Source organism: Micromonospora sp. WMMD1128, assembly GCF_027497235.1.
GTDB lineage: Bacteria > Actinomycetota > Actinomycetes > Mycobacteriales > Micromonosporaceae > Micromonospora.
Window position 1 is genome coordinate 6,518,952 of record NZ_CP114902.1, and the last position, 24,169, is coordinate 6,543,120.

Consider the following 24,169-nt stretch of genomic DNA (forward strand, 5'->3'; position numbering starts at 1 on the left):
CGCCGTCAGAGGCGGTTGACCCAGCGGGGGTTGGCGCCGGCCCACTCCGGCACCCGGGCGTCCCGCAGGGCGGTGAAGAGATCGCCGCCGCCGGTGTCCAACACGACGTACGACACCTGGTCGATGGTCTGTGGGTAGGAGGGCACCCGAACCCCGCGCAGGGCGTCCGCGGGCAGCGCGCGGAGCGCGAAGACAAGCTCGTCCAGGGGTACGCCGTTGGTGTCGACGGTCATCGCCCCGCCGACCGAGCGCAGCACCCGGTCGAGTTTCACCGGATCGTTGCGCAGATGCGTCTGGTTGGCCCGGTCGAGCACCGCCCGGAGCATCTGCTGCTGGTGCCGCTGCCGGTCGTAGTCGCCCCCGGGCAGGTCGTAGCGCTGACGCACGTAGTCGAGCGTCCGGGCTCCGTCCATCTGCTGGCAGCCGGGCTCGAACCGGGTCCCGGTGTGGATCGAGCGGACCGGCGTGTCCACGCACATCCGGATGCCGCCGAGCTGGTCGATCACGGACCGGAAACCGGAGAAGTCGACGAGCGCCGCGCCGTCGAAGCGGACCCCGGTGAGCCGGGTGAGGGTGGCGCTGAGCAGACGCGCCCCGCTCTCGCCTCCGCCGCCGTGCTCGTACGCCGCGTTGACCTTGTCCTGGCCGCCGGGGAAGCCGGGCGCCGCCGGGATGGCCACCAGCAGGTCGCGCGGCACGGAGATCAGGTACGCCTGCCGCATCCCGGCCGGCACGTGCACGATCAGGATGGTGTCCGAGCGCTGGTCGGCGGCGCTCGCGCCGGGCCGGTGGTCGGAGCCGATCAGCAGGTAGTTGAGTGCCCCGTCCAGTTCTGTCCGTTTTTTTCGGGCGGTGGGGTCGAGTAGCTGCTCCTTGGTCACCGTGCGGTCGTACCTGTGGGTCAGCCAGTGCAGCCCGGTCACGCCGAGCGTGGCGAGCAGGACCAGGGCGAGCCCGGCGCCGAGCAGGAACCGGGGCCAGCGGGCCGGTCGGGCCGGCCCGCGTCGGTTCCGTGCTGGTCTGGACGTGACGATCCCCCCGTCGCGACGACATGAGACCCGCTCACGTCAGGCTACGGGGGGATCGGCCGGCCGGTGCCGGCTTCGGTCACTTGCGGGTGGAGAGGACGTCCGGGTTTGCCACGACGAAGTCGGCGAGCTTGTCGTTCTTGACCGCCTGGAACATGTCCATGGTCGTCTCGTTGAACTGCTCGAACTTGTTGTCCGCGGTCGAGCTGAACGTGCCGCCGTTGGTGCGCAGGGTGACCAGGTCGTTTCCGTTGAGGTTCTTGAGGGTGAAGATGAAGTCGGCGATCGGCACGCCGCCGGTGTCCAGCACGAACGCCTTGCCGGCGGCCTTCATCAGCGCGTTCAGCTTGATCGGGTTGGTCAGCATGCCGCCCTCGGTGGCCTTCTTGGCCATCGCCTTGATCAGCTGTTGCTGGTTCTGCTGCCGGTCGTAGTCGCCCTTGGGCAGGCCGTAGCGCTGGCGGGAGTAGTCGAGCGCCTCCCAGCCCTCCATCTCCTTGCAGCCCTTCTTGTGCACCACCGGCTTGTAGGACTTGCCGGACTTCTTCGCGTCCGCGTTCCACATCGGCTTGCCCTCGACCATCGACATGTGGTGCGACGGGACCTCGTGGCTGACGCAGATCCGCACCGTGCCGAGCGCGTCGATGACGTTCTTGAAACCGCCGAAGTTGATGATCGCGGCGCCGTCGAAGCCGATCCCGGTCATCGACTTGATCGTCTTGGCCATCAGTTGGGCGCCCCCCTCCCAGCCGCCGCCGTTCTGGGCGCCGTGGAAGAAGGCGGCGTTGATCTTCTCGGTGCCGCCCCGGTAGCCGCTCTTCGAGAACGCCGGGATGCGGGCCTGGGTGTCCCGGGGGATCGAGATCAGGTACGCCTGGTCGTGGCTGGCCGGGATGTGCAGGATGATGATCGTGTCCGAGCGGACGTCGTCGGCGGCCCAGCGCTCGCGGGCGTCCACGCCGAGCAGCAGCATGTCGATCGGGCCGTCCAGGCTGTTGCCGCCCTCGGCCTCGCTCTTCCCGGCCTCGCCGAGCAGGTTGCGCTGAGCGATGTTGCTCGTCGCCTGGCCGATCACGGCCTTGCTGCCGACGATCGCCACGCCGCTGGTCACCATCAGCACCGCGCCGAGGACGAGCGTGAGCTTCGCCCAGAGCGGGTCCTTGCGCTTGGTGCGCTTCTTCTTCCCGCCGCCGGGGCCACCGCCGCCGGGACCACCGCCACCGGGACCGCGACCGCCGGGGCCGGGCTGGGTGGGAATGACCGGAGGGACCCGCCCGGATGAACCGGGTGCCGGTGAGTGCGGGCGTCGACTGGTCTGGACCGACATTCGTGCTCCAGCTCGGTGATCGGGGGCGGGACCACTCTACGTATCTGTTCCCGTCTTCGCGACCTTCTGTGGCGGGGTAATCCCGTCAATCCCGGCCAATGTTTTCGAGATATGGCCGAACGGGCGAGGCTGAGCGCCCGGTCGAAGGCCGCTCCCGGTGCCGTCAGCCGCCGGCGCTGTCGCCCGAGCCCTTCTGGTTGGCGTCGACCCAGCCGGCCATCCGGTCGCCGGCGATGGCCTGGTACATGGCCAGGGCCTTCTCCCGGTCGGAAACCACCACCGACTGGCCGTCGATGGTCTGGCCGCCCAGGTTCGGGCTGGTGACGAACGTCAGGTTCTCCCCGCGCAGGCTGCGGAACTGCACCGCCATGTCGGTCAACGAGAATCCCTGGTCGACCGTGACGGCGGCGGTGAGCGCCCGGAGGAAGTCGTTCAGCTTCTTCGGGTTGCTCAGCGTCCCGGTGCTGGCCGCCTTGTCCAACAGCGCCTTGAGAAACTCCTGCTGGTGGCGCATCCGGGCGAAGTCGCCGTCCGGGAACTGCTTGCGCTGCCGGACCCAGTCCAGCGCCTCGGCGCCGTCCATGTGGTTCACGCCCTTGGTGAACGTCCGGTACGGCTTGTGGATCGACTTGATGGTCCGGTCCACCTTGAGGTCGACCCCGCCCAGCGCGTCGGTGACGTCCTTGAAGCCGGCGAAGTCGATGGCCATCACGTGATCGATGCGGACGTCGGTGAAGCACTCCACGGTCTTCACCGCGAGCGGCAGCCCGCCGAACGCGAACGCCGCATTGATCTTGTTGCGGGAGCCGGAGTCGCAGGAGGCGCCCGCCTCCTCCGGGATCGGCACGTACAGGTCACGCGGGATGGAGACCAGGTAGGCGCTCTTGTGGTCGGCCGGGATGTGCATCACGATCACGGTGTCCGCCCGCCACTTGCCGGCGCCGTCGACCGGGGCGTCCGGATCCCGCGAGTCGCTGCCCACGAGCAGGATGTTGAACGCGCCGTCGACCTGCTTGGCCGGCCGCCCGCCGGTGATCTCCGAGAACGGGTCGGTGCGGGCCAGGTCGCCGTCGAGGTTACGGGCGTAGAGCCAGCCGCCGACGCCGCCGAGCAGCGCCAGCGCGAGCACCACGACGCCGGTCACCAGGCCGATGCGCTTCCAGCGCGGGCGGGGGCGGCGACCTGGCCCGCCGGAACCACCACCCGGGCCGCCGGGGTCGGTCGGCCCACCCGGTCCGCCCGGGCCACCGCGTCCGCCCGAACGGGGCGCCTCGTCGTGCGACGGGTACCAGCGGGTTTCCGTGGCGCGGGCGCGCGTGGGTGCGCCCCGGCCGGAGCCGGGAACCTGGGCACGGCCCGCGCCCCGGTGCAGGGGGCGGTTCAGGGGTGCGCCGGCAGACGAGGTCGCTGACATGTCATCGAGGGTAGGTCGGCGGATCCACCGCCGTCCTCAGGCGCGCACGGCACTCAGCCGGCGGACAGCGGGGATCAGTACCCTAACCGCCCGCGGAAGTACTCGATCGTGCGTCGGAGGCCGTCTTCGGGCGCCACGGTGGGCTCGTATCCGAGCAGCTCGCGGGCGAGGGTCAGATCGGGGCGGCGCATCTCCGGGTCGTCCGAGGCGCGAGTGATGTAGCTCACCTCGGATGCGCTTCCGGTGAGTGACACGATCGTCTCAGCCAGTTGCCGCATCGACATCTCGTGCTCGGTGCCGCAGTTGATCGGGCCGTTCTGCGTCGAGTCGAGCAGCAGCAGGATGCCCCGCACCAGATCGTCGACGTAGCAGATGGAACGAGTCTGGTTGCCGGTGCCGTGCACGGTGATCGGCTCGCCGCGCAGCGCCTGGGAGATGAAGGTCGGGATCGCCCGGCCGTCGTCCGGGCGCATCCGCGGGCCGTACGTGTTGAAGATCCGTACGATCGCGGTGTCCGTGCCGCGGCTGCGGTGGTAGGCCATGGTGGCGGCCTCGGAGAAGCGCTTCGCCTCGTCGTAGACGCTCCGGATGCCGATCGGGTTGACGTTGCCCCAGTAGGTCTCGCGCTGCGGGTGCTCCTTCGGGTCCCCGTACGCCTCGGAGGTGGAGGCCATCAGGAACCGCGCGCCGTCGTCGGTGGCGCGCTCCAGCAGGGCCAGCGTGGCCACCGAGCCCACCCGGAGGATCTCCACCGGCAGCTTCTCGAAGTCGGTCGGGCTGGCCGGGGACGCCATGTGCAGGATCGCGTCGAACCGCTCGGTCATCGCCGGGTGGTGGGTGGGCAGGCCGTCGGAGATGTCCGCCTCGATGAGCGTGAACGTCGGCTCGTCCAGCAGGTGGGCCACGTTGTCCTTGGAACCGGTGACGAAGTTGTCGAGCACCACCACCGTGCAGCCGCGCTCGACGAGCCGGTCGACCAGGTGGGACGGGACGAAGCCGGCACCGCCGGTGACGAGGATGCGGTGCCCGGAGGCAAACCGGGGAGCGACGTTCATGCCCGCCACCCTATACAGGTAAGGCGGGGCCCCCTATTAACGCCTCCGGTAGAGGCGGGGGCCCCGCTTAACAATTACCCGTCAGTGCGCGCCCGCGCCGGTGAGCGAGCGCACCTCCAGTTCCGCGTACTTCTCGTCGTCGCTCTCCTTGGACAGGACGGTGCCGAGCCAGCCGCACAGGAAGCCGAACGGGATCGAGAGGATGCCCGGGTTCGACAGCGGGAACCAGTGCCAGTCGTGGTCGGGGAACATGGCCGTCGGCGCCCCGGAGACGACCGGGGAGAAGAAGACCAGCACCACCGCGGCGAGCAGGCCGCCGTAGATCGCCCAGACCGCGCCGGAGGTGTTGAACCGCTTCCAGAACAGGCTGTACAGGATCGCCGGCAGGTTGCCGGACGCGGCGACCGCGAACGCCAACGCGACCAGGAACGCCACGTTCAGGTTCTGCGCGAAGATCGACAGCAGGATCGAGACCGCGCCGATCACCAGCGCGGAGATCCGGGCGACGTTCACCTCCTGCCGCTCCGACGTCTGCCCGTTCTTGATGACGTTTGCGTAGAAGTCGTGCGCCAGGCTGGACGACGACGCCAACGTCAGCCCGGCCACCACGGCGAGGATCGTGGCGAACGCGACCGCCGCGATGATCGCCAGCAGCGTCGCGCCGCCCAGGCTCCCGCCGAAGAAGTCCAACCCGAGCGCCTCGGCGAGCTGCGGTGCGGCCGTGTTGCCGGCCTTGTCCTGCGCGGTGATCGCCTCGCGGCCGACAAGTGCCGCCGCGCCGAAGCCGAGAGCCAGGGTGAGCAGATAGAACGCGCCGATGATGCCGATCGCCCAGAGCACGCTCTTACGGGCCGCCCGCGCGGTCGGCACGGTGTAGAAGCGGATCAGGATGTGCGGCAGGCCGGCGGTGCCGAGCACCAGCGCGATACCGAGCGAGAGCAGGTCCATCTTGCTGTAGAACGTCTTCAGCGCGTCGCCGGGTGTCTCCACGCCGTAGCGCAACCCGGGTTCGAGGAAGGCCGCCCCCTTGCCCGAGGCGTCCGCCGCGTCGCCGAGCAGCGAGGACAGGTTGAACTTGTACTTGGCGAGCACCAGCAGCGTCATCACCAGCGCGCCGGTCATCAGCAGGAACGCCTTGACGATCTGGACGTACGTGGTGCCCTTCATCCCGCCGACCGTCACGTAGATGATCATCAGGGCGCCGACCATGATGATGGTGGCCACCTTGGCGGTGTCGGCGTCCATGCCGAGGAACGTCGTACCCGGCTTGATGCCGAGCAGCAGGGCCACCAGCGCGCCGGCGCCGACCATCTGGGCCAGCAGGTAGAAGATCGACACGGTGATGGTGGAGACCGCCGCCGCGGTCCGGACCGGCCGCTGCCGCATCCGGAACGCCAGCACGTCCGCCATCGTGTACCGGCCGGAGTTGCGCAGCAGTTCGGCGACGAGCAGCAGTGCCACCAGCCAGGCGACCAGGAAGCCGATCGAGTAGAGGAAACCGTCGTACCCGTAGAGGGCGATGATGCCGGCGATGCCCAGGAAGGACGCGGCCGACATGTAGTCGCCGCCGATCGCCATGCCGTTCTGGAATCCGGAGAAGGAGCGACCACCGGCGTAGAAGTCGGTGGCGGTCTTGGTCTGCCGGCTCGCCCAGATGGTGATCGCCAGCGTGATCGCCACGAAGATCAGGAACAGCGTGATGGTGAGGTTCCGGGCGGTGGTGCTGCCCGCCTCAGCCGCGAGGACCGTGTTCATGGTTCACCTCCCCCATCTCGGCGCGGATCTGGTCGGCGACCGGGTCGATCCGCCGGTTGGCGAACCGCGAGTAGAGCCAGGCGATGACGAACGTGGAGACGAACTGGAGCAGGCCGAAGACCAGGGCGACGTTGATGTTGCCGACCAGCTTCGTGCCCATGAAACCCCGCGCGTACGCGGAGAGGATGACGTAGAGCGCGTACCACAGGAAGAACGCGACGGTCATCGGGAAGATGAAGCCGCGCAGCGTGCGCCGCAACCCGGCGAACTCGTCCGACCGCTGGACGGCTAGATACCGTTCCGCGGTCGACTCGGAGGGTGCGGACGCGGGTGTGTCCGTGGACATCTGTGGATCACCACCTTCGCAGGCGTGGGGGATTTCCGCGCACGTTAGGAGCGCGGAACCCACCGCGAAAGATCCGGACGGGTCCCGGTCGCCCGGTGCGCCCAACGGCGCCCCCACTGCGCCCAGTGACCCAGATCACTCCGCTAACCGGTCCACCCACCCGCGTTGATCATGAACTTGGCGGCGACAAATCGGACGACGAGCACCGTCAACCTCATGATCACCCGCGTCGGGTGGGCGGGCTAGTCGGTCAGCTCGTGGTAGCGGCCCCGGTAGTGCAGCAGGGGCGTGACGTCCTCGGCCAGGTCGACCGCCTCGATGGTGGCCTCCACCAGCAGACCCCAGCCGTACTCCCGGGCGGTGTCGAGGCGGCAACCGGCCCAGCCACCCGCGTCCGTCGGCACCGGGCCGTAGGGCGTCTCGGTCCAGGCGTCCAGGGCGAACAGGCCGCCGGGCGCGGGAAACAGGCCGGCGAAGCGGTCGGCGAGCTGCCGGTGGCGCGGACCCAGCGGGGCGACCGCGAACCGCCCGGCCTCCTCGACCGCAGCCCACAGCTCCGACTCCGGGTCGACCAGGCCGAGCAGCCGGTCCGGCTCCCCCTCGGCCACGAGGGTGGAGGAGACGGTGAGCCCGGCCGGGCCAGGCGCGGTCCAGAGCGTCACCGGCGCGGCCAGCCGGCCACGCAGGCGGCGCACCGGCGAGCGTTGCCCGGCCGGCACCGCGAACGGATCGGTGTGGTGGATCTCGGCACCCGGCTCATGATTCACGTGAAACATTGTGCCGCCTGCGGTCCGGGCCCAGCCGAGTAAGCGCTCGTGCACATTCGTGGCGTCACTGAGCTGCGTGTTCGCCTCGGCCAGCAGCGTGCCGAGGTGGAACAGCAACGCCGTCCGGTCGCCCCGGAACTCGCGCAGCAGCCCGAGCCGGGCCGGCTGGCACGGCCAGTGCGCCCCGCACACCCGGCACCGCCACGCCGGCCGCATCGGCAGATGCACCCGTCCCGGCCGAAGGCGTGCCTGTCCCGGCCGGAGGTGCGCCTGTCCCGGGTGGATCTTGGAAGATTTGGGCCCCTCCAGGGGCACTTTCCTTCCAAGATCTACTCGTTCGCTCCGCATCTGGTGCCTCCTGGGAGAAGGGGGTCGCCCCGGCCGGGGGATGGGCGGGGCGACCCGTCGCAGGACCGGCCGCCGGGTCGTGGCCTCCACCGGCCGGGCCGCGTGTCTCCACCCTGGACGTGGAAGCGCCGGCAGAGGAGGATGCCAGGGGTTACTACGGAGCGCAGTCGCGTACTTACCGACGGGGTGAGGATGGACGTCGAGGTGTGGATCCGGGCGTTGAAGGCCGCCCGAGCCGGGGCGGAGATGTCGCAGGAGGCGCTGGCGGCCACGATCAGGTGGAGCCCGTCGACGGTCGCCGCCATCGAGACCGGCCGCCGCCGGCCCACGATGGAGTTCGCGATCGCCGCCGACCAGGCCCTCGGCACCGGCGGCCTCCTGGCCAGCCTGCTCAAGGCCGCCGATCAGGAGCGCGGTCCGTCGTGGTTCGTGCCCTGGCGGGGGTACGAGCAGCAGGCGGTCAGATTGCGCGCCTTCGAGGCGTGCCTGGTTCCGGGCCTGCTCCAGACAGAGGAATACGCCCGCGCCGTCATCTCCACCGGTGGCCTCCATCCGCCGGCGATGATCGACGAGTTGGTGGCTCTCCGGATGGAGCGCCAACAACTGTTGCACCGCGATGAGCCGCCGCACTGCGTCTTCCTGCTGGACGAGACGGCGGTTCGCCGGCCAGTCGGTGGGCCGGCGGTACTCGATGGCCAGCTCACGCGGTTGCTGGAGCTGGCCGAACATCCGGCCGTGCGATTGCACGTGGTGCCGTTGGCGGTCGGTGAGCACGCCGGTGTCGGCGGCGGCTTCGTGCTTGCCGAACTGCCGGACTCGGAGCGGGTGCTCTACCTGGAGAACGCCGCCCGCGGACACGTCGTCGACGAGCCGCAGACGATCGCCTTGATCGAGCGGAAGTGGGATAGCCTCCTCGGCGAATCGCTGTCCACAGGAGCATCCCTGGATCTGGTCCGGAAGTTGAAGGTGACGCCATGACCTCCGACGAGCCCCGCTGGCGCACGTCATCCCGATCGACCGACTCCGGCGGCAACTGTGTCGAGGTGGCGGGGAACCTGCCCGGGGTGGTGCTGGTGCGGGACAGCAAGGACCCGTCCGGCCCGGCCCTCGCCTTCACCCCGGACGCTTGGCGCTCCCTGGTCGCGCACCTTCACCGGGTGCCGCTCGACTGAGCCGCCTACCCTGCGGTGCATGGCTCTCGTACCCCCGCAGAAGCTCGCCCAGGACCGTGTCATCACCGCGGACGCCATCCTCGGCGGACAGGTCGACCTGCGCGCCTACCCGCACCGGCACCTGATGATCATCGCCCGGCACAAGTGGGGCAGCAGCGGCTTCCCGCCGTTGATGGAGGCGGTCGAGCACCTGTCGAACTACGGCTGGGAGCTGGTGAACGTGCTCAGCGTCGGCGACGGCCACCACGTCTACGCGGCCATGCGCCGCACCGCCTGACGACGGTCAGGCGGAGAGCGAGCGGCGGGCGGCCGTCTCAGGGAGAGAGCGAGCGGCGGGCGGCGGCCAGCACCTCGGGGTCGGCGCAGCCGGCGGCGTAACCGGCGATCCGGCGGCGGATGTCCCGACCGAGCAGCCAGATGCCGATCCGTTCGGCCACCGGGCGCAGCAGAGCTGGTCGGCACCGGAAGTTGTACCGCCAGGTCGCGACCGTGGTGCCCGGCTCGGGGCCGGGCGCGAAGCGCCAGCCGCCGCCGAACCGCTCGAAGAACCACGGCCCGCGCACCATCTTCATGCCCACGTTCGTCGGCGGCGACCAGGAGACGTACTCGCTGACCATCGCCAGCCCGTGCCGGGAGCGGGTGAAGGTCTGCACGCCCCGGCCCGGCCGGGTCGCGCCGTCGAGGAAGTGCTGCTCGCGGACGAACGGGTCCCAGCGGTAGCGCACCGGGGCGACGGTCTGGGAGACGGCGAAGGCCACCTCCGGCGGGACCGGGACCGTGGTGACCGCTTCGACGACAGGCATCAGCGCCTCGGGGTGACCATGGACAGCAGCTCCGGCTGCCGTCGATCAAGCGCGTCCCCGGCCAGGTACGCGCCGAGCAGCGCCGCGCCCACCCCGTATGCCAGGCCGACCGGCAGTGCTAGCCAGAGCCAGACGTCGTCGAGGAGGGCCGCGGCCACCACCAGCGGCACCGCGACCACCGTCGACGACACCATGGAGAGTAGCGCGAGCAGGCTCTTCGCGATGCCCGACCCGGAGTTCATGGCGAACGGGTTGCTCGTCTCCGGCAGCGAGTAGGCGCCGAGCACCGAGATGAACCCGTTGATCGCCAGCCCGCAGCCGTACGCGCCGAACAGCCCGCCGGCCATCATGCCGAGCCACTCCGGCCGGCCGAGCACGAGCGCCAGCACGACCGCGACCACGAGGAGGATCGGCACCACGTAGAGCGAGAACGCCACCATCCGGGCGCGCAGCTCCACTCGGCCCGGCACGCCCGCGACCACGTTCGCCGCGTACCCGCTGCCGTCGAAACCGAACTGGTTGGCGAGCGTCACCGACGCGAGCACCCCGACGAAGATCATGGAAATGCTGACCAGCACCGGGGACGAGTCGGCGGTGGCCTCGCCGAACGCCGCCCCGCCCTCCACGACGAACCCGGCACCGCCCAGGTTGACCATCACCGGCACGAACACGCCGACCACGGCGACCGTGATCAGGTTGGCCCGCCGCCGGGCGTCCCGCCACCAGTAGCGGCACTCCCGGGCGACGAGCGCGCCGAACCGGTCCCGCCGGGCCCAGCCGACCGCGCGGGGGAAGAGCTGCGCGACCGCGCCGCCGACCACGCCGCGCGGGGTGCGCGCCGGCCCGGCGCTCGCCGCGCCGACCATCGCCGACTCCAGCGACCGTGACCACCAGAGCAGGAGTACGCCGATCGTCGCCACGCCGATGAGCAGTTTCACCACGGCCGCCCCGGCCCGGCCCTCGGCCACGTCGACGCCGGCCGTCCACGGCGCGCCGAGCGGCGTCCAGCCGATCACCCGGGCCACTCCGGTCAGCCGGTCCCAGTCGGCCTGCTGCACGGCCGCGACCACGAACAACTGCAACGGCCCGAGCATGGCGGCCAGCACCGCGAGCAGCACGGCGGCCAGGTCGCGTACCCGGCGGGAGCGCAACATGGTGGCGAACGCGCTCGTCATCGCGCGGGCCCCGGCCACGCACACGAGCGCCCCGACGACCACGCCGACCGCGCCGACGAGCGCGGCGGGCCAGCCGCCCAGCATGCCGGCGGTGACCACCAGCCCGGCCACCGTGAGCATCGTGGCCAGCGCCGGGACGCTGACCAGGGCGGCGGTGAGCAGGCCGGTGACCAGGGTGCGGCGGGAGAGCGGCAGCAGCGCGAACCGGGCCGGGTCAAGCGTCTCGTCCACGCCGAAGAAGACGAGCGGGAGCAGCAGCCAGCCGAGCGTCAGCACGCCGCCGCCGAACGCGGCGGCCATCAGCGCGTACCGGTCCTCGCCGGTCAGGCCGGGCGCGGCGAGCAGGAAGAACCCGGTCCCGGCGAACCAGAGCGCGAACAGCACACCCACCACGAACAACGCGACCCGCCACGCCTGGCCGCGGAAGTTGTTGCCGAGGACCCGCAGCTTGAGCCGGACGAAGTGCCAGGGCGAGACGGTCCGGACCGGCCGCTCGGGTGCGGTCACCGGGACAGCCACGACAGCTCCTCGCCGGTCGCGGTCCGGCCGCCGACGACCTCGACGAAGACCTCCTCCAGCGACCGGTCGCCGCGCACTTCGGTGAGCGTGCCCACCCGCTTGATCGTGCCGTCGGCCAGGATCGCCACGTGCGAGCAGAGCCGCTCGACCACCTCCATCACGTGACTGGAGAAGACCACCGTGCCGCCACCGGTCACGTACCGGTGCAGGATGTCCCGGATCAGCGCCGCCGAGACCGGGTCGACCGCCTCGAACGGCTCGTCGAGCACCAGCAGGCGCGGACCGTGCAGCAGCGCGCAGGCCAGGCCGATCTTCTTCTTCATGCCGGCGGAGTAGTCGACCACCAGGGTGCGGCCGGCGTCGGTGAGCGCCAGCACGTCGAGCAGCTCCGCCGCCCGCTGGTCGACCACCGCCGGGTCCATGCCGCGCAACAGACCGTGGTACGCCAGCAGCTCCGCGCCGCTCAGCCGGTCGAAGAGGCGTACGCCGTCCGGCATCACGCCGAGCAGGCTCTTCGCGCGGACCGGGTCGGCCCAGACGTCGTACCCCAGCACCCGGGCCTCACCGGCGTCGGGCCGCAGCAGGCCGACGGCCATGGAGAGGGTCGTGGTCTTGCCGGCCCCGTTCGGGCCGAGCAGGCCGTAGAACGAGCCGGTCGGCACGGCCAGGTCGACGCCGGCCACCGCGACCTTGGTGTCGAAGCGCTTGGCCAGGCCACGGAGGTGCAGGGCCGGGTGCTGATCGGTCATGGTCCGACGGTAGCCCGCCTCGGCCAACCCGCGCTCCCGCCGGAGGACGATGTTGCCGTCCTACCTGAGGGGTACGCCGAGGTGTTAAGAAGGGGCCCCGCCTCTACCGAATGCGTTAAGAAGGGCCCCCGCCTTACAAGCGGAGGGACTCGGGGGTGTGCAGGCGGAGCATGGTGGTGCCGACGTCGCGGGGGAGGCGTCGGCGGCTGGCCACCGAGACCACCACCATCACGGTGAACGCCAGCGGGACCGTCCACGCGGCCGGCTGGGTGGTGAGCGTCGCCGGCCAGCCGGTGAGCGGCGGGCCGAGCACGGTGAGCAGCACCGCGCCGATCGCCGCGCCGCCGCCGACGAGCATCCCGGCGGCGGCGCCCAGGTCGGTCAGGCCGCGCCACCAGATGCCGAGCACCAGCAGCGGGCAGAAGCTGGACGCGGCGACCGCGAACGCCAGCCCCACCACCTGCGACACGTCAAGCCCGGAGACGTTCAGCGCGAGCACCGCCGGCACCGCGCCGGCGATCACCGTGGCGAGCCGGAAGCCGCGTACCGAGCCGCGGCCGAGCACGTCCGTGGAGATCACCCCGGCCACGCTTGTGAGCAGACCGGACGAGGTGGACAGGAAGGCCGCGAACGCCCCGGCGGCGACGAGCGCGGCGAGCAGCCTGCCGGTGGTGCCGTCGCCGAGCGCCGCGCCGGGCAGCAGCACCACCACGGCGTCGGTCTGACCGGTGACAAGCAGTTGCGGCGTGTAGATCCGGCCCAGCACCCCGTAGATCGTGGGCAGCAGGTAGAAGACGCCGACCAGGGCCAGCACCACGAGCGTGGTGCGCCGGGCGGCGGCCCCGTCGGGGTTGGTGTAGAAGCGCACCAGCACGTGCGGCAACCCCATGGTGCCCAGGAACGTGGCCAGGATCAGCGAGTACGTCGCGAACAGACTGCGGTCGTCGTCGCCAGCGGTGTCCGGCAGCAGCCACTCGGTGGCGGCGATCGCCGCACCGGACACCTCCGGCACCGGGTCGCCGGCGGCGAAGTCGAGGCGGTCGCCGGGGCGTACCTCCCGGATGTGGCCGTCGGGCAGGGTGAGCGTGGCGCGGTGCTCGACCACCACGGTGGTCGCGGTCCGGAACGTCGGCCCGTCGGGCGGCGTCACCGCCGGGCGGGCGTCGGCCTGCCACTGCAACGCCAGGAAGATCGCCGGTACGGCGAGTGCGGTCAGCTTCAGCCAGTATTGGAACGCCTGCACGAAGGTGATCGCCCGCATGCCGCCGAGCGCCACGTTCGCGGTCACCACCACGGCGACGAGCAGCGCGCCCATCGCGTACGGCGAGCCGGTGAGCGTGGCCAGGGTCAGCCCGGCGCCCTGCAACTGCGGCACCAGGTAGAGCCAGCCGATGAAGATCACGAAGAGGGTGGCGATCGTGCGGAGCCGGCGCGACCCGAGCCGCACCTCGCAGAAGTCCGGCAGGGTGAACGCGCCGGAGCGGCGCAGCGGGGCGGCCACGAACAGCAGCAACGCCAGGTAGCCGGCGGCGAAGCCGACCGGATACCAGAGCACGTCCACGCCGTACTTGAGGATCAGCCCGGCCACGCCCAGGAAGCTCGCCGCCGACAGATATTCCCCGCCGATCGCCGCCGCGTTCCAGGTCGGGCTGACCGCCCGGGAGGCGACCAGGAAGTCGGAGGTGGTGCGGGCCAGCCGCAACCCGTAGAAGCCGATGCCGACGGTGACCAGGGTGACCGCCACGATCGCCGGGATCACGTACCCGTTGGTCATCAGCGCTCCGGCCGCTGGACCAGGTCGACGAAGTCCTGCTCGTTGCGTTCCGCCAGCCGGACATACGCCCAGCCGACCACGATCAGGAACGGGAAGGCGGCCACCCCGAGCAGCAGCCACGGCAGGTTGACCCCGAGCACGGTGACCCGCCCGACCGTCGGCGCGATGGCGAACAGCCAGGGCAGGCCGCCCAGCCCGATCAACACCAGCAGGCTCAGCCGTAGCGCGAGCGAGAGCTGGGCGCGCATCAGGCCCTGCACGAGCGTCTCGCCGACCCGGGTCTGCTGGGCCAGTTCGGAGCGGGTGCGATCGGCCCGGCTGCCCGACCGGGAGACCTCGGCCAGCACGATCCGGGTCCGCTGCGGCGCGGTCTGGGTCCGCTGCGCCGCGATTGGGGTCCGCTGCGGCGCGCGGGGGCCGGGGACGGGTGCCGCCTCGACGGGCCGTCCGACCGGCTGCGGTTCCTCGGCTGCGGTCATCCCCGGCAGTCTCGCCTGCTCGGCGCGAATGTCAAGCGCAGCGCGACGCCCCTGTGCACAACCTGTGGATAACATCGCCTGCCTGTGGACAACGCAGTGGATGAGCGCGGTTTCGCTGTGGACAGGCATCTCCTGAGCGTCGCCCGGAACCTTTCTTCCGGCCCACGAGTGGGACAGGTGAAGAGAGGAGGTGACGGTGTCCGACGATGATCTGATCGCCGAGCTGTACGCCGGCAGCTTCCGCCGGCTGGTCGTCCAGCTGTACGCGGTGACCGGCGACCTGCACGAGGCGCAGGAGGCGGTCCAGGAGGCGTTCACCCGTGCACTGATGAGACCCGGGCGGATGGCCGGCCTGGACAAACCGGAGGCATGGCTGCGACGAGTGGCGGTGAACGTGGCCCGGAGCCGGTATCGGCGCCGCCGGCTCCTGGAGACACTGCTCCACCGCCTCGGCCCGCCGCCCGAGGTCGCGGACCGGTCACCCGAACATCTCGCCCTGCTCGCCGCGCTCCGGAAGCTGCCTCCGGGGCAGCGGCATGCCTTGGCCCTGCACTACCTGGCTGACCTGCCGGTCGAGGAGGTCGCCACGACGCTCGGGGTGTCGAGCGGCACGGTCAAGTCCCGGCTCTCCCGCGGCCGGCGGGCCCTCGCCCGGCTGCTCGTCGACGTCGACCTGAGCGACGCCGCACCGGATGTCACAGTCACCAGCCTCGGGAGGATCAATGTCGGAGCATGACCTGTCCGGCTTCGACGTCGGCACCGTCAGCCAGGCCGTTCGCCAGCCGCCGCTCGGGGAACTCCGGTCCAGGGCCCGCGCCCGCGTCCGGGCGCGGCGCCGGCAGCGCGGCGTGTTGGTGTTGGGGGTGGTGGCGGCCCTGGCCGGTACGGCACTGACCCCGGTCGCCGGAGGTCTCGGCGGCCGGCCCTCGGATGAGCCGGCCGGAGCGCCGGCGCCGCGGGACCGGGCTCAGCTCTTCCTCGTGGGGGACCGGTCGGTGGTCGGAGTCCGGGTCACCGAGCGTGGCTGCCGGATCGACTTCAGCACCACCCGGGACCTCGGGCGGAACTGGTCACCGTACCGCCGGGCGCGCTACGACGACGGGGCGTGCCGGGCGGGAAACGACCGGGTCCGGTCGACGGCTCGATATCTCCCGCTCAGCTCGCGTACCTACCTGGTGAGCGTCGACGGGCGGTCGTGGCTCTCCACCGACGAGGGGCGGACGTGGCGCGACGGCGCCGAGGCCATCGTCACGGTGGATGCCTTTCCGTCCCACGCGCTGCCGGTCTCGTCCGCGAACGCCACGGGTGGGCTGCCCGAGCCGATGGCTGTCGACCCGGACACCGGTACCGCCTACCGGTTGCGCTCCACGGTGCCGACCGACTACCCGATGAACAGCCTGTACGCGAGTCCGGACGGCGTGCTGTGGGCCAGCTTCTGGCCGCCGGACGTGCGTCAGCCCTCCGTGCTGGCCCGCAGCTCCGACCGCGGTGCCACCTGGGTGACGGTGCCGGCCCCGAACGGTGGCGCGGTGATGTCCGTGGCGGCCGAGAGTGGGCAGGTCGGGTACCTGCTGGCGGAGCCGTACTCGCCGATGGGCGGGCCGGCATCGGCCGGCAGCACCGCCTCGATCATGCGGACCGGTGACGGCGGGCGTTCCTGGCAGCCCGTCGAGACCGATCTTCCGGCGGGAGCGAGCGGTGATCGCGACCTGGTGGTGGGTGGGGACGGCAGCCTGCTGATCGGGGACTGGGACGCCGACGGCAGGGCGTTCCTGTGGGTCAGCCACGACCAGGGCCGGCACTTCACCCGGGAGTTCGTGACCACGGGTGGTGGGGTGCTCAGTTGGGTGCCGGGACAGGTGCTGTTCGCGGAGGCGAACGGCGCGGTGTTGACCACCGACGGACGGACGACCACCCGGCTGTCGGGCACGGGGTGACCGCCGGTCGGGGCGGGACGCGACGGCGTCCCGCCCCGACGAGGTCAGTCGAGGCCGACCCGCACCGGGTGGGCGGTGGCCGAGCCGAGCCAGGTGTGCGGGTTGCCGAACCAGCACCAGCCCAGCTTCGGCGCGCCCTGGCTGATCCAGAGCGCCGGCACCCGCTTGTCGCCGCAGCGGGAGCCGACGAGCGAGAAGCACCTGTTGCTGGCGAGCGCCTCCGGGTGCAGCGTGACGAAGGCCAGGCCCTCGTCGATGGTGATCGGCAGCCGGTCCCGCGCGGTCATGTCGTCGAGCGCGGCGGACGGCGTGACGTTGCGGTATTCCTCGCCCCGATCCACGTCGAAGAGCAGGTACGCCGGACCGGCCGGCACCTCCAGCTCCTTGCTCGGGTGGAAGGTGGGCAGGTCGTCGGCGGGGAAGTTGCGGTCGAGCACGCCGGGCTTGCGCTTACCGGCGAGCGTGGTGAGCGCGATCCGCTCCGGGACGGGCACCAGGTCCCGCGTGGTCACCAGCAGGAACGGCACCCGGGCATCGGTGGGGCCGGTCAGGCCGGCGGCCCCGGTGACCGCCGCGTCGCGCAGCGGGGTGAGCCGGGCGCGGAACGCCTCCTCGGTCCACCCGGCGAGGGCGGGGTAGCCGAGGTGCACCAGGCGGTCGAGCTGGCGGTCGAATTCGGCGGCGGCGTCGAACTGGTCGTCGGACATGCGGTCCTCCACCCTGTCGTACGGTCTGCCGTACATTGTACGTCGGGGTTTCAGCGGCTCCAGTCCTGCTTGGCCGCCCGGACCAACTTGTCCTTCAACTCCCGGGTGTGCCGCCGGCTCACCGGCAGCTCGGCCTCGTCGATCACCACCACGTAGCCGGAGTTGACCAGCCGTAACTCGGCGATCAGCCGCAACTGCACCAGGTACGAGCGGTGCACCCGGACGAACCCGGCATCCGCCCAGCGCTCCGCGAGCGTCGCCAGCGAGACCCGGACCAGGTGCGACCCCTCCGCGGTGTGCAGCCGGGCGTAGTCGCCCTGCGCCTCCACCCAGCGCACCGCCGAGCGGGGCAGCATCCGGGTGGTGCCGGCCAACTCGATCGGGATGGTCGGATCCTCCTCCGCCCGGGCCAGCGCCGCCGGATGCGACGGCACCACCCGCGAGCCGATCACCCGGCGCAGCGACTCAGCCAGCCGCTCGGCCCGGACCGGCTTGCGGACGTAGTCCGTGGCGCCCAGGTCGAAGGCGTCCGCCGCGCCGTCGTCGTACGCGGTGACGAACACGATCGCCGGCGGCCGGGCGAACCGGCGCAGCACCCGCGCCAACTCCATGCCGTCCAACCCGGGCATCCGGATGTCGAGGAAGACCACGTCCACGTCGTCGTCCCGCAGCACCCGCAGCGCCTCGGTCGCGTCGCCGGCCGTGTGCAGCCGGGCCACCCGGGGATCGGCGCGCAGGTGGTAGGCCAACTCGTCGAGGGCCGGCGGCTCGTCGTCCACCGCCAGCACCCGGAGGAAACCGGTCACGGTCATGCGGACACCCGGACGCCGGGGTGGAACTTCGGCACCCGCATGCTGACCTTCGTACCCGAGCCCAGGCCCGTCTCGACGACCAGGCCGAACCGGTCCCCGAAGGCCGACCGCAGCCGCTCGTCGACGTTGGAGAGGCCGACGTGCTGCCCCGGGTCCTCGGCCGGGTCGCTGCCGGCGCCGGACACCTCGGCGATACCCGCGGTAAGCGTGGTCGGATCCATCCCCACCCCGTCGTCCTCCACCGTGATGTGACACTCGGCGCCCGCGTCCCGGGCCTCGATGCTCACCATGCCGGTGCCCGGCTTGCGGGACAACCCGTGCCGGACCGCGTTCTCCACGAGCGGCTGGAGGCAGAGGAACGGCAACGTCACCGGCAGCACCTCGGGCGCGATCTGGAGGCGCACCTGGAGGCGTTCGCCGAAGCGGGCCCGCTCGATGGTCAGATAGCGGTCGATCGACCGCAACTCCTCGGCAAGCGTGGTGAACTCCCCGTGCGAGCGGAACGAGTACCTGGTGAACTCCGCGAACTCCAGGATCAACTCCCGCGCCCGGTCGGGGTCGGTCCGGACGAATGAGCCGATCGCGGTGAGCGCGTTGTAGATGAAGTGCGGGCTGATCTGGGCGCGCAACGCGCGTACCTCGGCCCGGGCCAGCCGCTCCCGCGACGAGTCCAGCTCGGCCAGGGCGAGCTGGTCACCCGCCCAGTGCGCGGTCTCCAGCGTCGCCTGCACCAGGCCCGGCGCCGGCCGCTCGTCGGCCACCGCCACCAACGCGCCCACCACCCGGCCGTCCGCGCCCAACGGCGCCACCACCGCGCCCCGGACCGGGCAGTCGACCAGGTCGCAGTGCAGCTCCGACTCGTGCAGCACGGTGGAACGCCCGCTGTCGACGACCCGCCGGGCCGCCGCGACCAACTGGTCGCCGTGGTGCGCGCCGCGCCCGTCGATGGCAAGCAGCGCCTCCCGGTCCGTCAACGCCAGCCCGGCCGCGCCCACCAGGGCACGCAGATGGCGTACGGCCTTCGCCGCGTCCGTCGCGCTCAGGCCGGCCCGCAACGGCTCGGCGGCCAGGCCGGCGGTGTGCAGCACCTCGTAGGTGGCCCGCTGGGTCGCGGTGGCGATGCCCCGCCGGGCACGCAGCCGCAGCACCGCCCAGAGCGCCGCGGCCAACGCGGTGACCAGCGAGACGACGGCGAAGACCGCCGAGAGGTTGCCACCCACCCCGGAAGGTTAGTACGCGCCCTTGCGCGCCAGCACCACCCCGACGGTCCGCCACAGGATGCTCAGGTCGTAGGCGAGCGACCAGTTGTCGACGTAGTAGAGGTCGAGCCGGACCGCCTCGTCCCAGGACAGGTCGGAGCGGCCGGAAACCTGCCACAGCCCGGTCATGCCGGGGCGCACCAGCAGCCGGCGCCGCACGTCGCCCAGGAAGTCGCCGTCGTCGGCGGGCAGCGGGCGCGGCCCGACGAGCGACATCTCGCCCCAGAGCACGTTGATCAACTGGGGCAGCTCGTCGAGCGACGACGCCCGCAGGAAGCGACCCACCGGGAAGACCCGGGGATCCTGCTTCATCTTGAACAGCATGCCGTCGGTCTCGTTCCGATCCACCAGACCGGCGAGCCGCTCCTCGGCGTCCACGTACATGGTGCGGAACTTCCACACCCGGAAGGTGCGCCCCTCGTGCCCGACCCGGGGCTGCCGGAAGAACACCGGCCCGGGGTCGGAGATCCGGATGGCGAGCGCGACCGCGGCGAAGAGCGGGGTGAGCAGCAGCAGGCCCAGCCCGGCGGCGGCCCGGTCCATCAGGCTCTTGGCCAGCAGCGCCGGCCCGGAGAGCGTCGGCTCCTCGACGTGCAGCAGCGGCAGGCCCTCGATCGGGCGGATGTGCACCCGGGGACCGGCGATGTCGGTGAGCTGCGGTGCCACCACCAGGTCGACGCCGGAGCCCTCCAGCTGCCAGGCCAGCCGGCGCAACTCGCCCGGCTCGGCGCTGGCCGAGCCGCAGACCGCGATGGTGTCGCCGCCGACCTCGCGGACGAGCGCCAGCACGTCGCGGCCGGCGTACACCGGCACCGGGGTCTGGAGGCCGCGGGCGGCGGCGTACCCGTCGGTGAGGTGGATCGCCACCGGCACCAGGCCGACGCCGGGGTTGCGGGTGACGGTGGTGTAGACCTCCAGGCACTCCGGCAGCGTGCCGACGAGCACCATCCGGTGCCCGGCCTGCCCGATCCGGCGGCGCAAGGCGTGCAGGCAGGAGCGGGCGATCATCCGGCCGAGCAGGATCAGCAGCAGGGCGCCGAGCAGCGCGAACCCGACGGTCCACCGGGAGAGGGTCGTCTTGGTGGCGAAGGCCAGGAACGAGACGGTGGCGGCCACCGCCACGCCGGAACGGATCACCCGCTTGAACTCGTCCGGCCCGAGACCGAGGTAGCGCCGGTCGTACGCCCGGTTGCCCCACAGGAACAGCATCCAGCCGAGCGGCAGGAGCAGGAACGCCACGGTGTAGAACCACGCCTCGGGCGAGTTGCGGAAACCGGAGTTCGCCTGCTCGAAGATCTGCACGGCCAGGAAGCTGGCGAGCGCCGCCGCGCCGAAGTCGAGCAGCAGCAACGCCGCGATGTAGGGACGGTGCCAGCGGGAGACCCGGCGCCGGGCGCGGGCCCACGCCGACCGGGGTACGCCGTTGTGTGACGGCGGAGTCGGCGGCTGGATCTCAAAGCTGTCGACGTGCCGCACGCTCTTGCTCCGGCCTGTGTCGGTTACCGGGCGCTGGAGGCTTGTCGTCACCTCAACCCATGTCCTCCCGCATGACCCGTGCCCTCACTCGCCGTGAGGAACCGGGTCGCTCACCGTCCCAGTCTCCCACGCGCTCGCCGGAGAACTGGCCGGCTCCGCGTCAGATGTGAAGCCGGGGACCGAGCCACTATACCGATGGATGACGGCTCGGGTAGAGGCGCGGGATGGGACCTTCCGCGATCCCCGGTCGATTCCGCTCAGTAACCGACGAGGTTGGTTACTCACCGTACGAGGCGGGACAACCTTCGGTCAGCGAGCGGCTTACCGCCGGTCTGACAGGTCGGGCAGTATTGCAGGCTCGAATCGGCGAACGACACCTCACGCACCGTGTCGCCGCAGACCGGACAGGGCAGGCCCTTCCGGGCGTGCACCTTCAAGCCCGACCGCTTCTCACCCTTCAACTCCGCGGCCCGCTGCCCCATCGACCGCCGGACCGCGTCGCCGAGCACCGTCCGGGTCGCCGCGTGCAGGCCGGCGAGCTGATCGTCGGTGAGCCGATCGGTGATCGCGAACGGGGAGAGCCGTGCCGCGTGCAGGATCTCGTCCGAGTAGGCGTTGCCGACACCGGCAAGCACCGCCTGGTCGGTCAACACGCCCTTGACCTGACCCCGGCGACTACGCAACCGCTCGCAGAACGTGGGCAGGTCCGCTTCCAGCGCGTCCGGGCCCAACTTCGACACGCCCGGCACCTGGGCCGGGTCGGTGACCAGGTAGGCGGCCAGCTTCTTCTGGGTGCCCGCCTCGGTCAGGTCGAAGCCGGAGCCGTCGTCGAGGCGTACCCGCACCGCGATCGGACCCTTGCCGGGCCGCAACGGGACCGCCGAGGGAAATGCCTCCCGGTAATGCAGCCACCCCGCCCGGGCCAGGTGGACCACCAGGCGCAGGTCGTCACCGAACCGGACATCCAGGAACTTCCCGTGCCGGCCCGCGCCGGTGACCGTCCGGCCCGCGACCGCGCTCGGCGGCGGATCGTACGTCTTCAGCGCGTTGATCGCGGCCACCTCGAACCGCTCGACCTGCCGGCCGACCGCCCGCTCACGCAGGTAACCGGCGAGCGCTTCCACCTCCGGTAGTTCAGGCACGGGACAACGGTAGCCTTCTTTCCCGTGAGAATCGTGGTGGCACACAACCGGTACCGGGAAGCGCAGCCCTCCGGTGAGAACACCATCGTCGACGCGGAGATCGCCCAGCTCACCGCCGCGGGCGTGGAGGTGCTGCCGTTTCTGCGCAGCTCCGACGAGATCCCCTCGATGTCCAGGGCGGCCAAGGCGCTGCTGCCGATCTCGCCGATCTGGGCCCCGAAGGCTCAATACGACCTCGACCGCCTGCTCACCGAGCACCGACCGGACGCGCTGCACCTGCACAACCCGTACCCCCTGCTCTCGCCCTGGGTGGTGCGGACCGCGCACAGGCGGGGTGTGCCGGTGGTGCAGACGGTGCACAACTACCGGCAGGTCTGCTCCTCCGGTCTCTACTTCCGCGACGGCGTGATCTGCCAGGACTGCCGAGGTCGCGCGTTCGGCGTGCCGGCGATCGTGCACCGCTGCTACCGCGACTCCCGGGCGCAGAGCGCGCTGATGGCCACCACGCTCGCCGTGCACCGCCCCACCTGGCGGTCGGTGGACCGCTACATCGCGCTCACCACGGCGGTCGCCGACCACCTGCGCGACTACGGCATCCCGGACGAGCGGATCGTGGTCAAGCCCAACGCGGTGCCGGACCCGGGCACGCCGGTGCCGCCGGGCAACGGTTTCCTGTTCATGGGCCGGCTCAGCCCGGAAAAGGGGTTGGACCTGCTGCTTTCGGCGTGGCGGCGGCACCCGGTGGGCGCGCTCGGCCCGCTGCGCATCGCCGGTGACGGCGAGCTGCGCCCGCTCGCCGAGGCCGCCGCCGCCGAGCGGCCCGACGTGCTCTACCTGGGCCAGCTCGACCGCCCCGGGGTACGCGCCGCGCTCGCCGACAGCGCCGTGGTGCTCGCCACCTCGACCTGGCACGACGTGCTGCCCACCGTGATCATCGAGGCGCTCGCCGCCGGTCGGCCGGTGCTCGGCACCGCGCTCGGCGGCATCCCGTACCTGGTCGGCGCGGACACCCCCCGCGAGCCCGCCGGCACCGGCCCGGCCGAGGTGGCCACCGCCGCGCCAGGCGACGGTCGGGTGCCGCTGCCGACCGGCGTGCAGCGCGGCGAGGCCGGCTGGGTGGTCGCGCCGGAGGTCGAGGCGCTTGCTGCCGCACTGCCGCTGGCGTCGGCGGAGGCATCCGCGTTGGCGGAGGCGGCCCGCGCTCGCTACGAGCGCACGTTCCACCCCGACGTGATCACCAAGCGCCTGCTGGACGTCTACGCCGGCCTGGCCTGACCGCCGGCCCGTCAGCCGAGGACGAACGGCAGCGACGCGGCCGGTCCGCCCAACTCGGCGCGTTCCGGGCCGGTCGGCGTCCGCCGCCCGGTGCCGATCAGCAACGCGTCCCGGTCGGAGAACGACCGGGGGAACGCGGCGCCGCTGATCGTCTCCAGCATCGCGCGGGAGCGGGCCAACCCGTCGGCCGGCGGCCCGGCCAGGTCCGGCAGATGTGCCGCCAGGTCGAGATGGTGCAAGGTCCATTCCAGGACGTACGCGCCGAGGTAGTCCGACACGGTGAGTACCTCGCCACGGGTGCCGACCCGAACGGTCGGGTCCGCGAGTGCGGCGGCGCGGCCGGCGGCCGACCCGACGTCGTCGAGGTGAAACTTCAGCAGGGCCGGATCGCCGTACGCGGCGGCCAGCCGGACGGTCAGCGCGTCGAGCGGGTCGTCACCGGTCGGTGGCTGGACGACATTCCAGTAGGTCACCGCATCCCTGGTCGGCTCCGCGTCGACGGGGGTGGCGAGCGTGATCAGCACGTCCTGCGCGTCGATGATCAGGTGGCAGGCCAGGTCGCGGACCAGCCAGCCGGAGCAACCGGAGGGTCGTTCGAAGTCCGGACCGGCAAGCTCGGCCACCGCTGTACGCAGTACCGCCCACGAGGATAAGAACAGGTCCACCGTCGTCATGGTGCCATTCCCGGCAGCTCGGTGCACCAGGTGCCATCCGATCCGCCCGCGCGGTGCCAGCCTGCGAGGTCTGTTTGTGGGCACAATTGTGGAGTGGACAGGTATGCAACCTTGGTGGCTCAAGGGCTGATTCGCCTCAAGGCGACCACCACGAGCGACATCGACCGGCTACCCCG

At 71.6% G+C, this 24,169-nt stretch carries 24 protein-coding genes; 6 read left to right on the plus strand and 18 right to left on the minus strand.

All coding sequences use genetic code 11. The features are described 5' to 3' along the window. Window positions 1-5 precede the first annotated feature (5 nt). The 7 genes from O7602_RS29660 to O7602_RS29690 form a co-directional block, all read right to left on the minus strand. Entirely contained in the window at window positions 6-923 is a 918-nt protein-coding gene (locus O7602_RS29660; protein ID WP_281585876.1) for an LCP family protein, read from the minus strand. A 184-nt stretch (window positions 924-1,107) separates the two neighbouring features. Continuing rightward, entirely contained in the window at window positions 1,108-2,355 is a 1,248-nt protein-coding gene (locus O7602_RS29665; RefSeq protein WP_281585877.1) for an LCP family protein, read from the minus strand. A gap of 163 nt (window positions 2,356-2,518) precedes the next feature. Further along, on the minus strand, window positions 2,519-3,769 hold the full coding sequence (locus O7602_RS29670) for an LCP family protein (RefSeq protein WP_281585878.1): 1,251 nt from the start codon (window positions 3,767-3,769) through the stop codon (window positions 2,519-2,521). Between the two features lie 74 nt (window positions 3,770-3,843). After that, complete coding sequence (locus O7602_RS29675; RefSeq protein WP_281585879.1) at window positions 3,844-4,824, minus strand: NAD-dependent epimerase/dehydratase family protein; 981 nt, start codon at window positions 4,822-4,824, stop codon at window positions 3,844-3,846. Between the two features lie 81 nt (window positions 4,825-4,905). Continuing rightward, window positions 4,906-6,579 (minus strand): cation acetate symporter, encoded by a 1,674-nt coding sequence (locus tag O7602_RS29680; RefSeq protein WP_281585880.1) that lies wholly within the window; start codon window positions 6,577-6,579, stop codon window positions 4,906-4,908. Next, a complete protein-coding gene (locus tag O7602_RS29685; protein ID WP_281585881.1) occupies window positions 6,557-6,925 on the minus strand; it encodes a DUF485 domain-containing protein in 369 nt (122 codons plus the stop codon). Before O7602_RS29685 ends, O7602_RS29680 begins: the two co-directional genes overlap by 23 nt. Before the next feature lie 242 nt (window positions 6,926-7,167). Next, window positions 7,168-7,908 (minus strand): flavin reductase family protein, encoded by a 741-nt coding sequence (locus O7602_RS29690; protein ID WP_281585882.1) that lies wholly within the window; start codon window positions 7,906-7,908, stop codon window positions 7,168-7,170. A gap of 324 nt (window positions 7,909-8,232) precedes the next feature. Here O7602_RS29690 and O7602_RS29695 point away from each other — a divergent pair, with 324 nt between their 5' ends. The 3 genes from O7602_RS29695 to O7602_RS29705 are packed head-to-tail and all read left to right on the plus strand — an operon-like array spanning window position 8,233 to window position 9,489. Next, complete coding sequence (locus tag O7602_RS29695) at window positions 8,233-9,018, plus strand: helix-turn-helix transcriptional regulator (RefSeq protein WP_281585883.1); 786 nt, start codon at window positions 8,233-8,235, stop codon at window positions 9,016-9,018. Beyond that, on the plus strand, window positions 9,015-9,212 hold the full coding sequence (locus tag O7602_RS29700) for a DUF397 domain-containing protein (protein WP_281585884.1): 198 nt from the start codon (window positions 9,015-9,017) through the stop codon (window positions 9,210-9,212). Before O7602_RS29695 ends, O7602_RS29700 begins: the two co-directional genes overlap by 4 nt. A 19-nt stretch (window positions 9,213-9,231) precedes the next feature. Further along, window positions 9,232-9,489 (plus strand): hypothetical protein, encoded by a 258-nt coding sequence (locus O7602_RS29705; protein ID WP_281585885.1) that lies wholly within the window; start codon window positions 9,232-9,234, stop codon window positions 9,487-9,489. Between the two features lie 37 nt (window positions 9,490-9,526). On the opposite strand, the gene O7602_RS29710 is transcribed toward O7602_RS29705, so the two are convergent. The 5 genes from O7602_RS29710 to O7602_RS29730 form a co-directional block, all read right to left on the minus strand. Beyond that, entirely contained in the window at window positions 9,527-10,015 is a 489-nt protein-coding gene (locus O7602_RS29710) for an SRPBCC family protein (protein WP_281585886.1), read from the minus strand. Continuing rightward, window positions 10,015-11,709 (minus strand): ABC transporter permease, encoded by a 1,695-nt coding sequence (locus tag O7602_RS29715; protein WP_281585887.1) that lies wholly within the window; start codon window positions 11,707-11,709, stop codon window positions 10,015-10,017. Before O7602_RS29715 ends, O7602_RS29710 begins: the two co-directional genes overlap by 1 nt. Further along, a complete protein-coding gene (locus O7602_RS29720; protein WP_281585888.1) occupies window positions 11,694-12,458 on the minus strand; it encodes an ABC transporter ATP-binding protein in 765 nt (254 codons plus the stop codon). The genes O7602_RS29715 and O7602_RS29720 overlap by 16 nt, the downstream gene beginning before the upstream one ends. A 133-nt stretch (window positions 12,459-12,591) precedes the next feature. After that, window positions 12,592-14,232: a cation acetate symporter gene (locus O7602_RS29725; protein ID WP_281585889.1), complete on the minus strand. Its 1,641-nt coding sequence runs from the start codon at window positions 14,230-14,232 to the stop codon at window positions 12,592-12,594. Continuing rightward, window positions 14,232-14,711, minus strand: a complete 480-nt coding sequence (locus O7602_RS29730; RefSeq protein ID WP_281585890.1) for a hypothetical protein — start codon at window positions 14,709-14,711, stop codon at window positions 14,232-14,234. Before O7602_RS29730 ends, O7602_RS29725 begins: the two co-directional genes overlap by 1 nt. A 196-nt stretch (window positions 14,712-14,907) precedes the next feature. Here O7602_RS29730 and O7602_RS29735 point away from each other — a divergent pair, with 196 nt between their 5' ends. Together O7602_RS29735 and O7602_RS29740 are read left to right on the plus strand one after the other, a co-directional pair. Further along, window positions 14,908-15,447, plus strand: coding sequence for a sigma-70 family RNA polymerase sigma factor (locus O7602_RS29735; protein WP_281585891.1), 540 nt, complete (start codon window positions 14,908-14,910; stop codon window positions 15,445-15,447). Then, window positions 15,434-16,648 (plus strand): sialidase family protein, encoded by a 1,215-nt coding sequence (locus O7602_RS29740; protein ID WP_281585892.1) that lies wholly within the window; start codon window positions 15,434-15,436, stop codon window positions 16,646-16,648. Before O7602_RS29735 ends, O7602_RS29740 begins: the two co-directional genes overlap by 14 nt. 44 nt (window positions 16,649-16,692) lie before the next feature. On the opposite strand, the gene O7602_RS29745 is transcribed toward O7602_RS29740, so the two are convergent. The 5 genes from O7602_RS29745 to O7602_RS29765 all read right to left on the minus strand — a co-directional run bounded on the left by O7602_RS29745 (window position 16,693) and on the right by O7602_RS29765 (window position 22,044). Continuing rightward, the gene (locus tag O7602_RS29745; RefSeq protein WP_281585893.1) at window positions 16,693-17,355 is read right to left on the minus strand and encodes a DUF5701 family protein; all 663 of its coding nucleotides are present in this window, start codon (window positions 17,353-17,355) and stop codon (window positions 16,693-16,695) included. Window positions 17,356-17,405: 50 nt separating this feature from the next. Further along, window positions 17,406-18,161: a LytTR family DNA-binding domain-containing protein gene (locus tag O7602_RS29750; protein ID WP_281590616.1), complete on the minus strand. Its 756-nt coding sequence runs from the start codon at window positions 18,159-18,161 to the stop codon at window positions 17,406-17,408. A gap of 2 nt (window positions 18,162-18,163) precedes the next feature. Beyond that, window positions 18,164-19,387 (minus strand): histidine kinase, encoded by a 1,224-nt coding sequence (locus O7602_RS29755; RefSeq protein ID WP_281585894.1) that lies wholly within the window; start codon window positions 19,385-19,387, stop codon window positions 18,164-18,166. A gap of 9 nt (window positions 19,388-19,396) precedes the next feature. Then, window positions 19,397-20,902 carry a sugar transferase gene (locus O7602_RS29760; RefSeq protein WP_281585895.1) on the minus strand — a complete coding sequence of 502 codons (1,506 nt, stop codon included), beginning with the start codon at window positions 20,900-20,902 and terminating at the stop codon, window positions 19,397-19,399. A 281-nt stretch (window positions 20,903-21,183) separates the two neighbouring features. After that, entirely contained in the window at window positions 21,184-22,044 is an 861-nt protein-coding gene (locus tag O7602_RS29765) for a DNA-formamidopyrimidine glycosylase family protein (RefSeq protein WP_281585896.1), read from the minus strand. A 24-nt stretch (window positions 22,045-22,068) separates the two neighbouring features. Here O7602_RS29765 and O7602_RS29770 point away from each other — a divergent pair, with 24 nt between their 5' ends. Then, on the plus strand, window positions 22,069-23,319 hold the full coding sequence (locus O7602_RS29770) for a glycosyltransferase (RefSeq protein ID WP_281585897.1): 1,251 nt from the start codon (window positions 22,069-22,071) through the stop codon (window positions 23,317-23,319). 11 nt (window positions 23,320-23,330) lie between these two features. Here the strand turns inward: O7602_RS29770 and O7602_RS29775 are convergent, their stop codons facing one another. After that, the gene (locus O7602_RS29775; RefSeq protein ID WP_281585898.1) at window positions 23,331-23,993 is read right to left on the minus strand and encodes a maleylpyruvate isomerase N-terminal domain-containing protein; all 663 of its coding nucleotides are present in this window, start codon (window positions 23,991-23,993) and stop codon (window positions 23,331-23,333) included. Window positions 23,994-24,169: the final 176 nt, after the last annotated feature.

Bases quoted from the DNA above. Each gene is read 5' to 3' on its own strand.
- O7602_RS29730 (WP_281585890.1), bottom strand. From the start codon at position 14,711: ATGACCGCAGCCGAGGAACCGCAGCCGGTCGGACGGCCCGTCGAGGCG.
- O7602_RS29680 (WP_281585880.1), bottom strand. From the start codon at position 6,579: ATGAACACGGTCCTCGCGGCTGAGGCGGGCAGCACCACCGCCCGGAAC.
- O7602_RS29745 (WP_281585893.1), bottom strand. From the start codon at position 17,355: ATGTCCGACGACCAGTTCGACGCCGCCGCCGAATTCGACCGCCAGCTC.
- O7602_RS29685 (WP_281585881.1), bottom strand. From the start codon at position 6,925: ATGTCCACGGACACACCCGCGTCCGCACCCTCCGAGTCGACCGCGGAA.
- O7602_RS29740 (WP_281585892.1), top strand. From the start codon at position 15,434: ATGTCGGAGCATGACCTGTCCGGCTTCGACGTCGGCACCGTCAGCCAG.
- O7602_RS29775 (WP_281585898.1), bottom strand. From the start codon at position 23,993: ATGACGACGGTGGACCTGTTCTTATCCTCGTGGGCGGTACTGCGTACA.
- O7602_RS29690 (WP_281585882.1), bottom strand. From the start codon at position 7,908: ATGCGGCCGGCGTGGCGGTGCCGGGTGTGCGGGGCGCACTGGCCGTGC.
- O7602_RS29710 (WP_281585886.1), bottom strand. From the start codon at position 10,015: ATGCCTGTCGTCGAAGCGGTCACCACGGTCCCGGTCCCGCCGGAGGTG.
- O7602_RS29670 (WP_281585878.1), bottom strand. From the start codon at position 3,769: ATGTCAGCGACCTCGTCTGCCGGCGCACCCCTGAACCGCCCCCTGCAC.
- O7602_RS29700 (WP_281585884.1), top strand. From the start codon at position 9,015: ATGACCTCCGACGAGCCCCGCTGGCGCACGTCATCCCGATCGACCGAC.
- O7602_RS29675 (WP_281585879.1), bottom strand. From the start codon at position 4,824: ATGAACGTCGCTCCCCGGTTTGCCTCCGGGCACCGCATCCTCGTCACC.
- O7602_RS29705 (WP_281585885.1), top strand. From the start codon at position 9,232: ATGGCTCTCGTACCCCCGCAGAAGCTCGCCCAGGACCGTGTCATCACC.
- O7602_RS29665 (WP_281585877.1), bottom strand. From the start codon at position 2,355: ATGTCGGTCCAGACCAGTCGACGCCCGCACTCACCGGCACCCGGTTCA.
- O7602_RS29720 (WP_281585888.1), bottom strand. From the start codon at position 12,458: ATGACCGATCAGCACCCGGCCCTGCACCTCCGTGGCCTGGCCAAGCGC.
- O7602_RS29695 (WP_281585883.1), top strand. From the start codon at position 8,233: ATGGACGTCGAGGTGTGGATCCGGGCGTTGAAGGCCGCCCGAGCCGGG.
- O7602_RS29725 (WP_281585889.1), bottom strand. From the start codon at position 14,232: ATGACCAACGGGTACGTGATCCCGGCGATCGTGGCGGTCACCCTGGTC.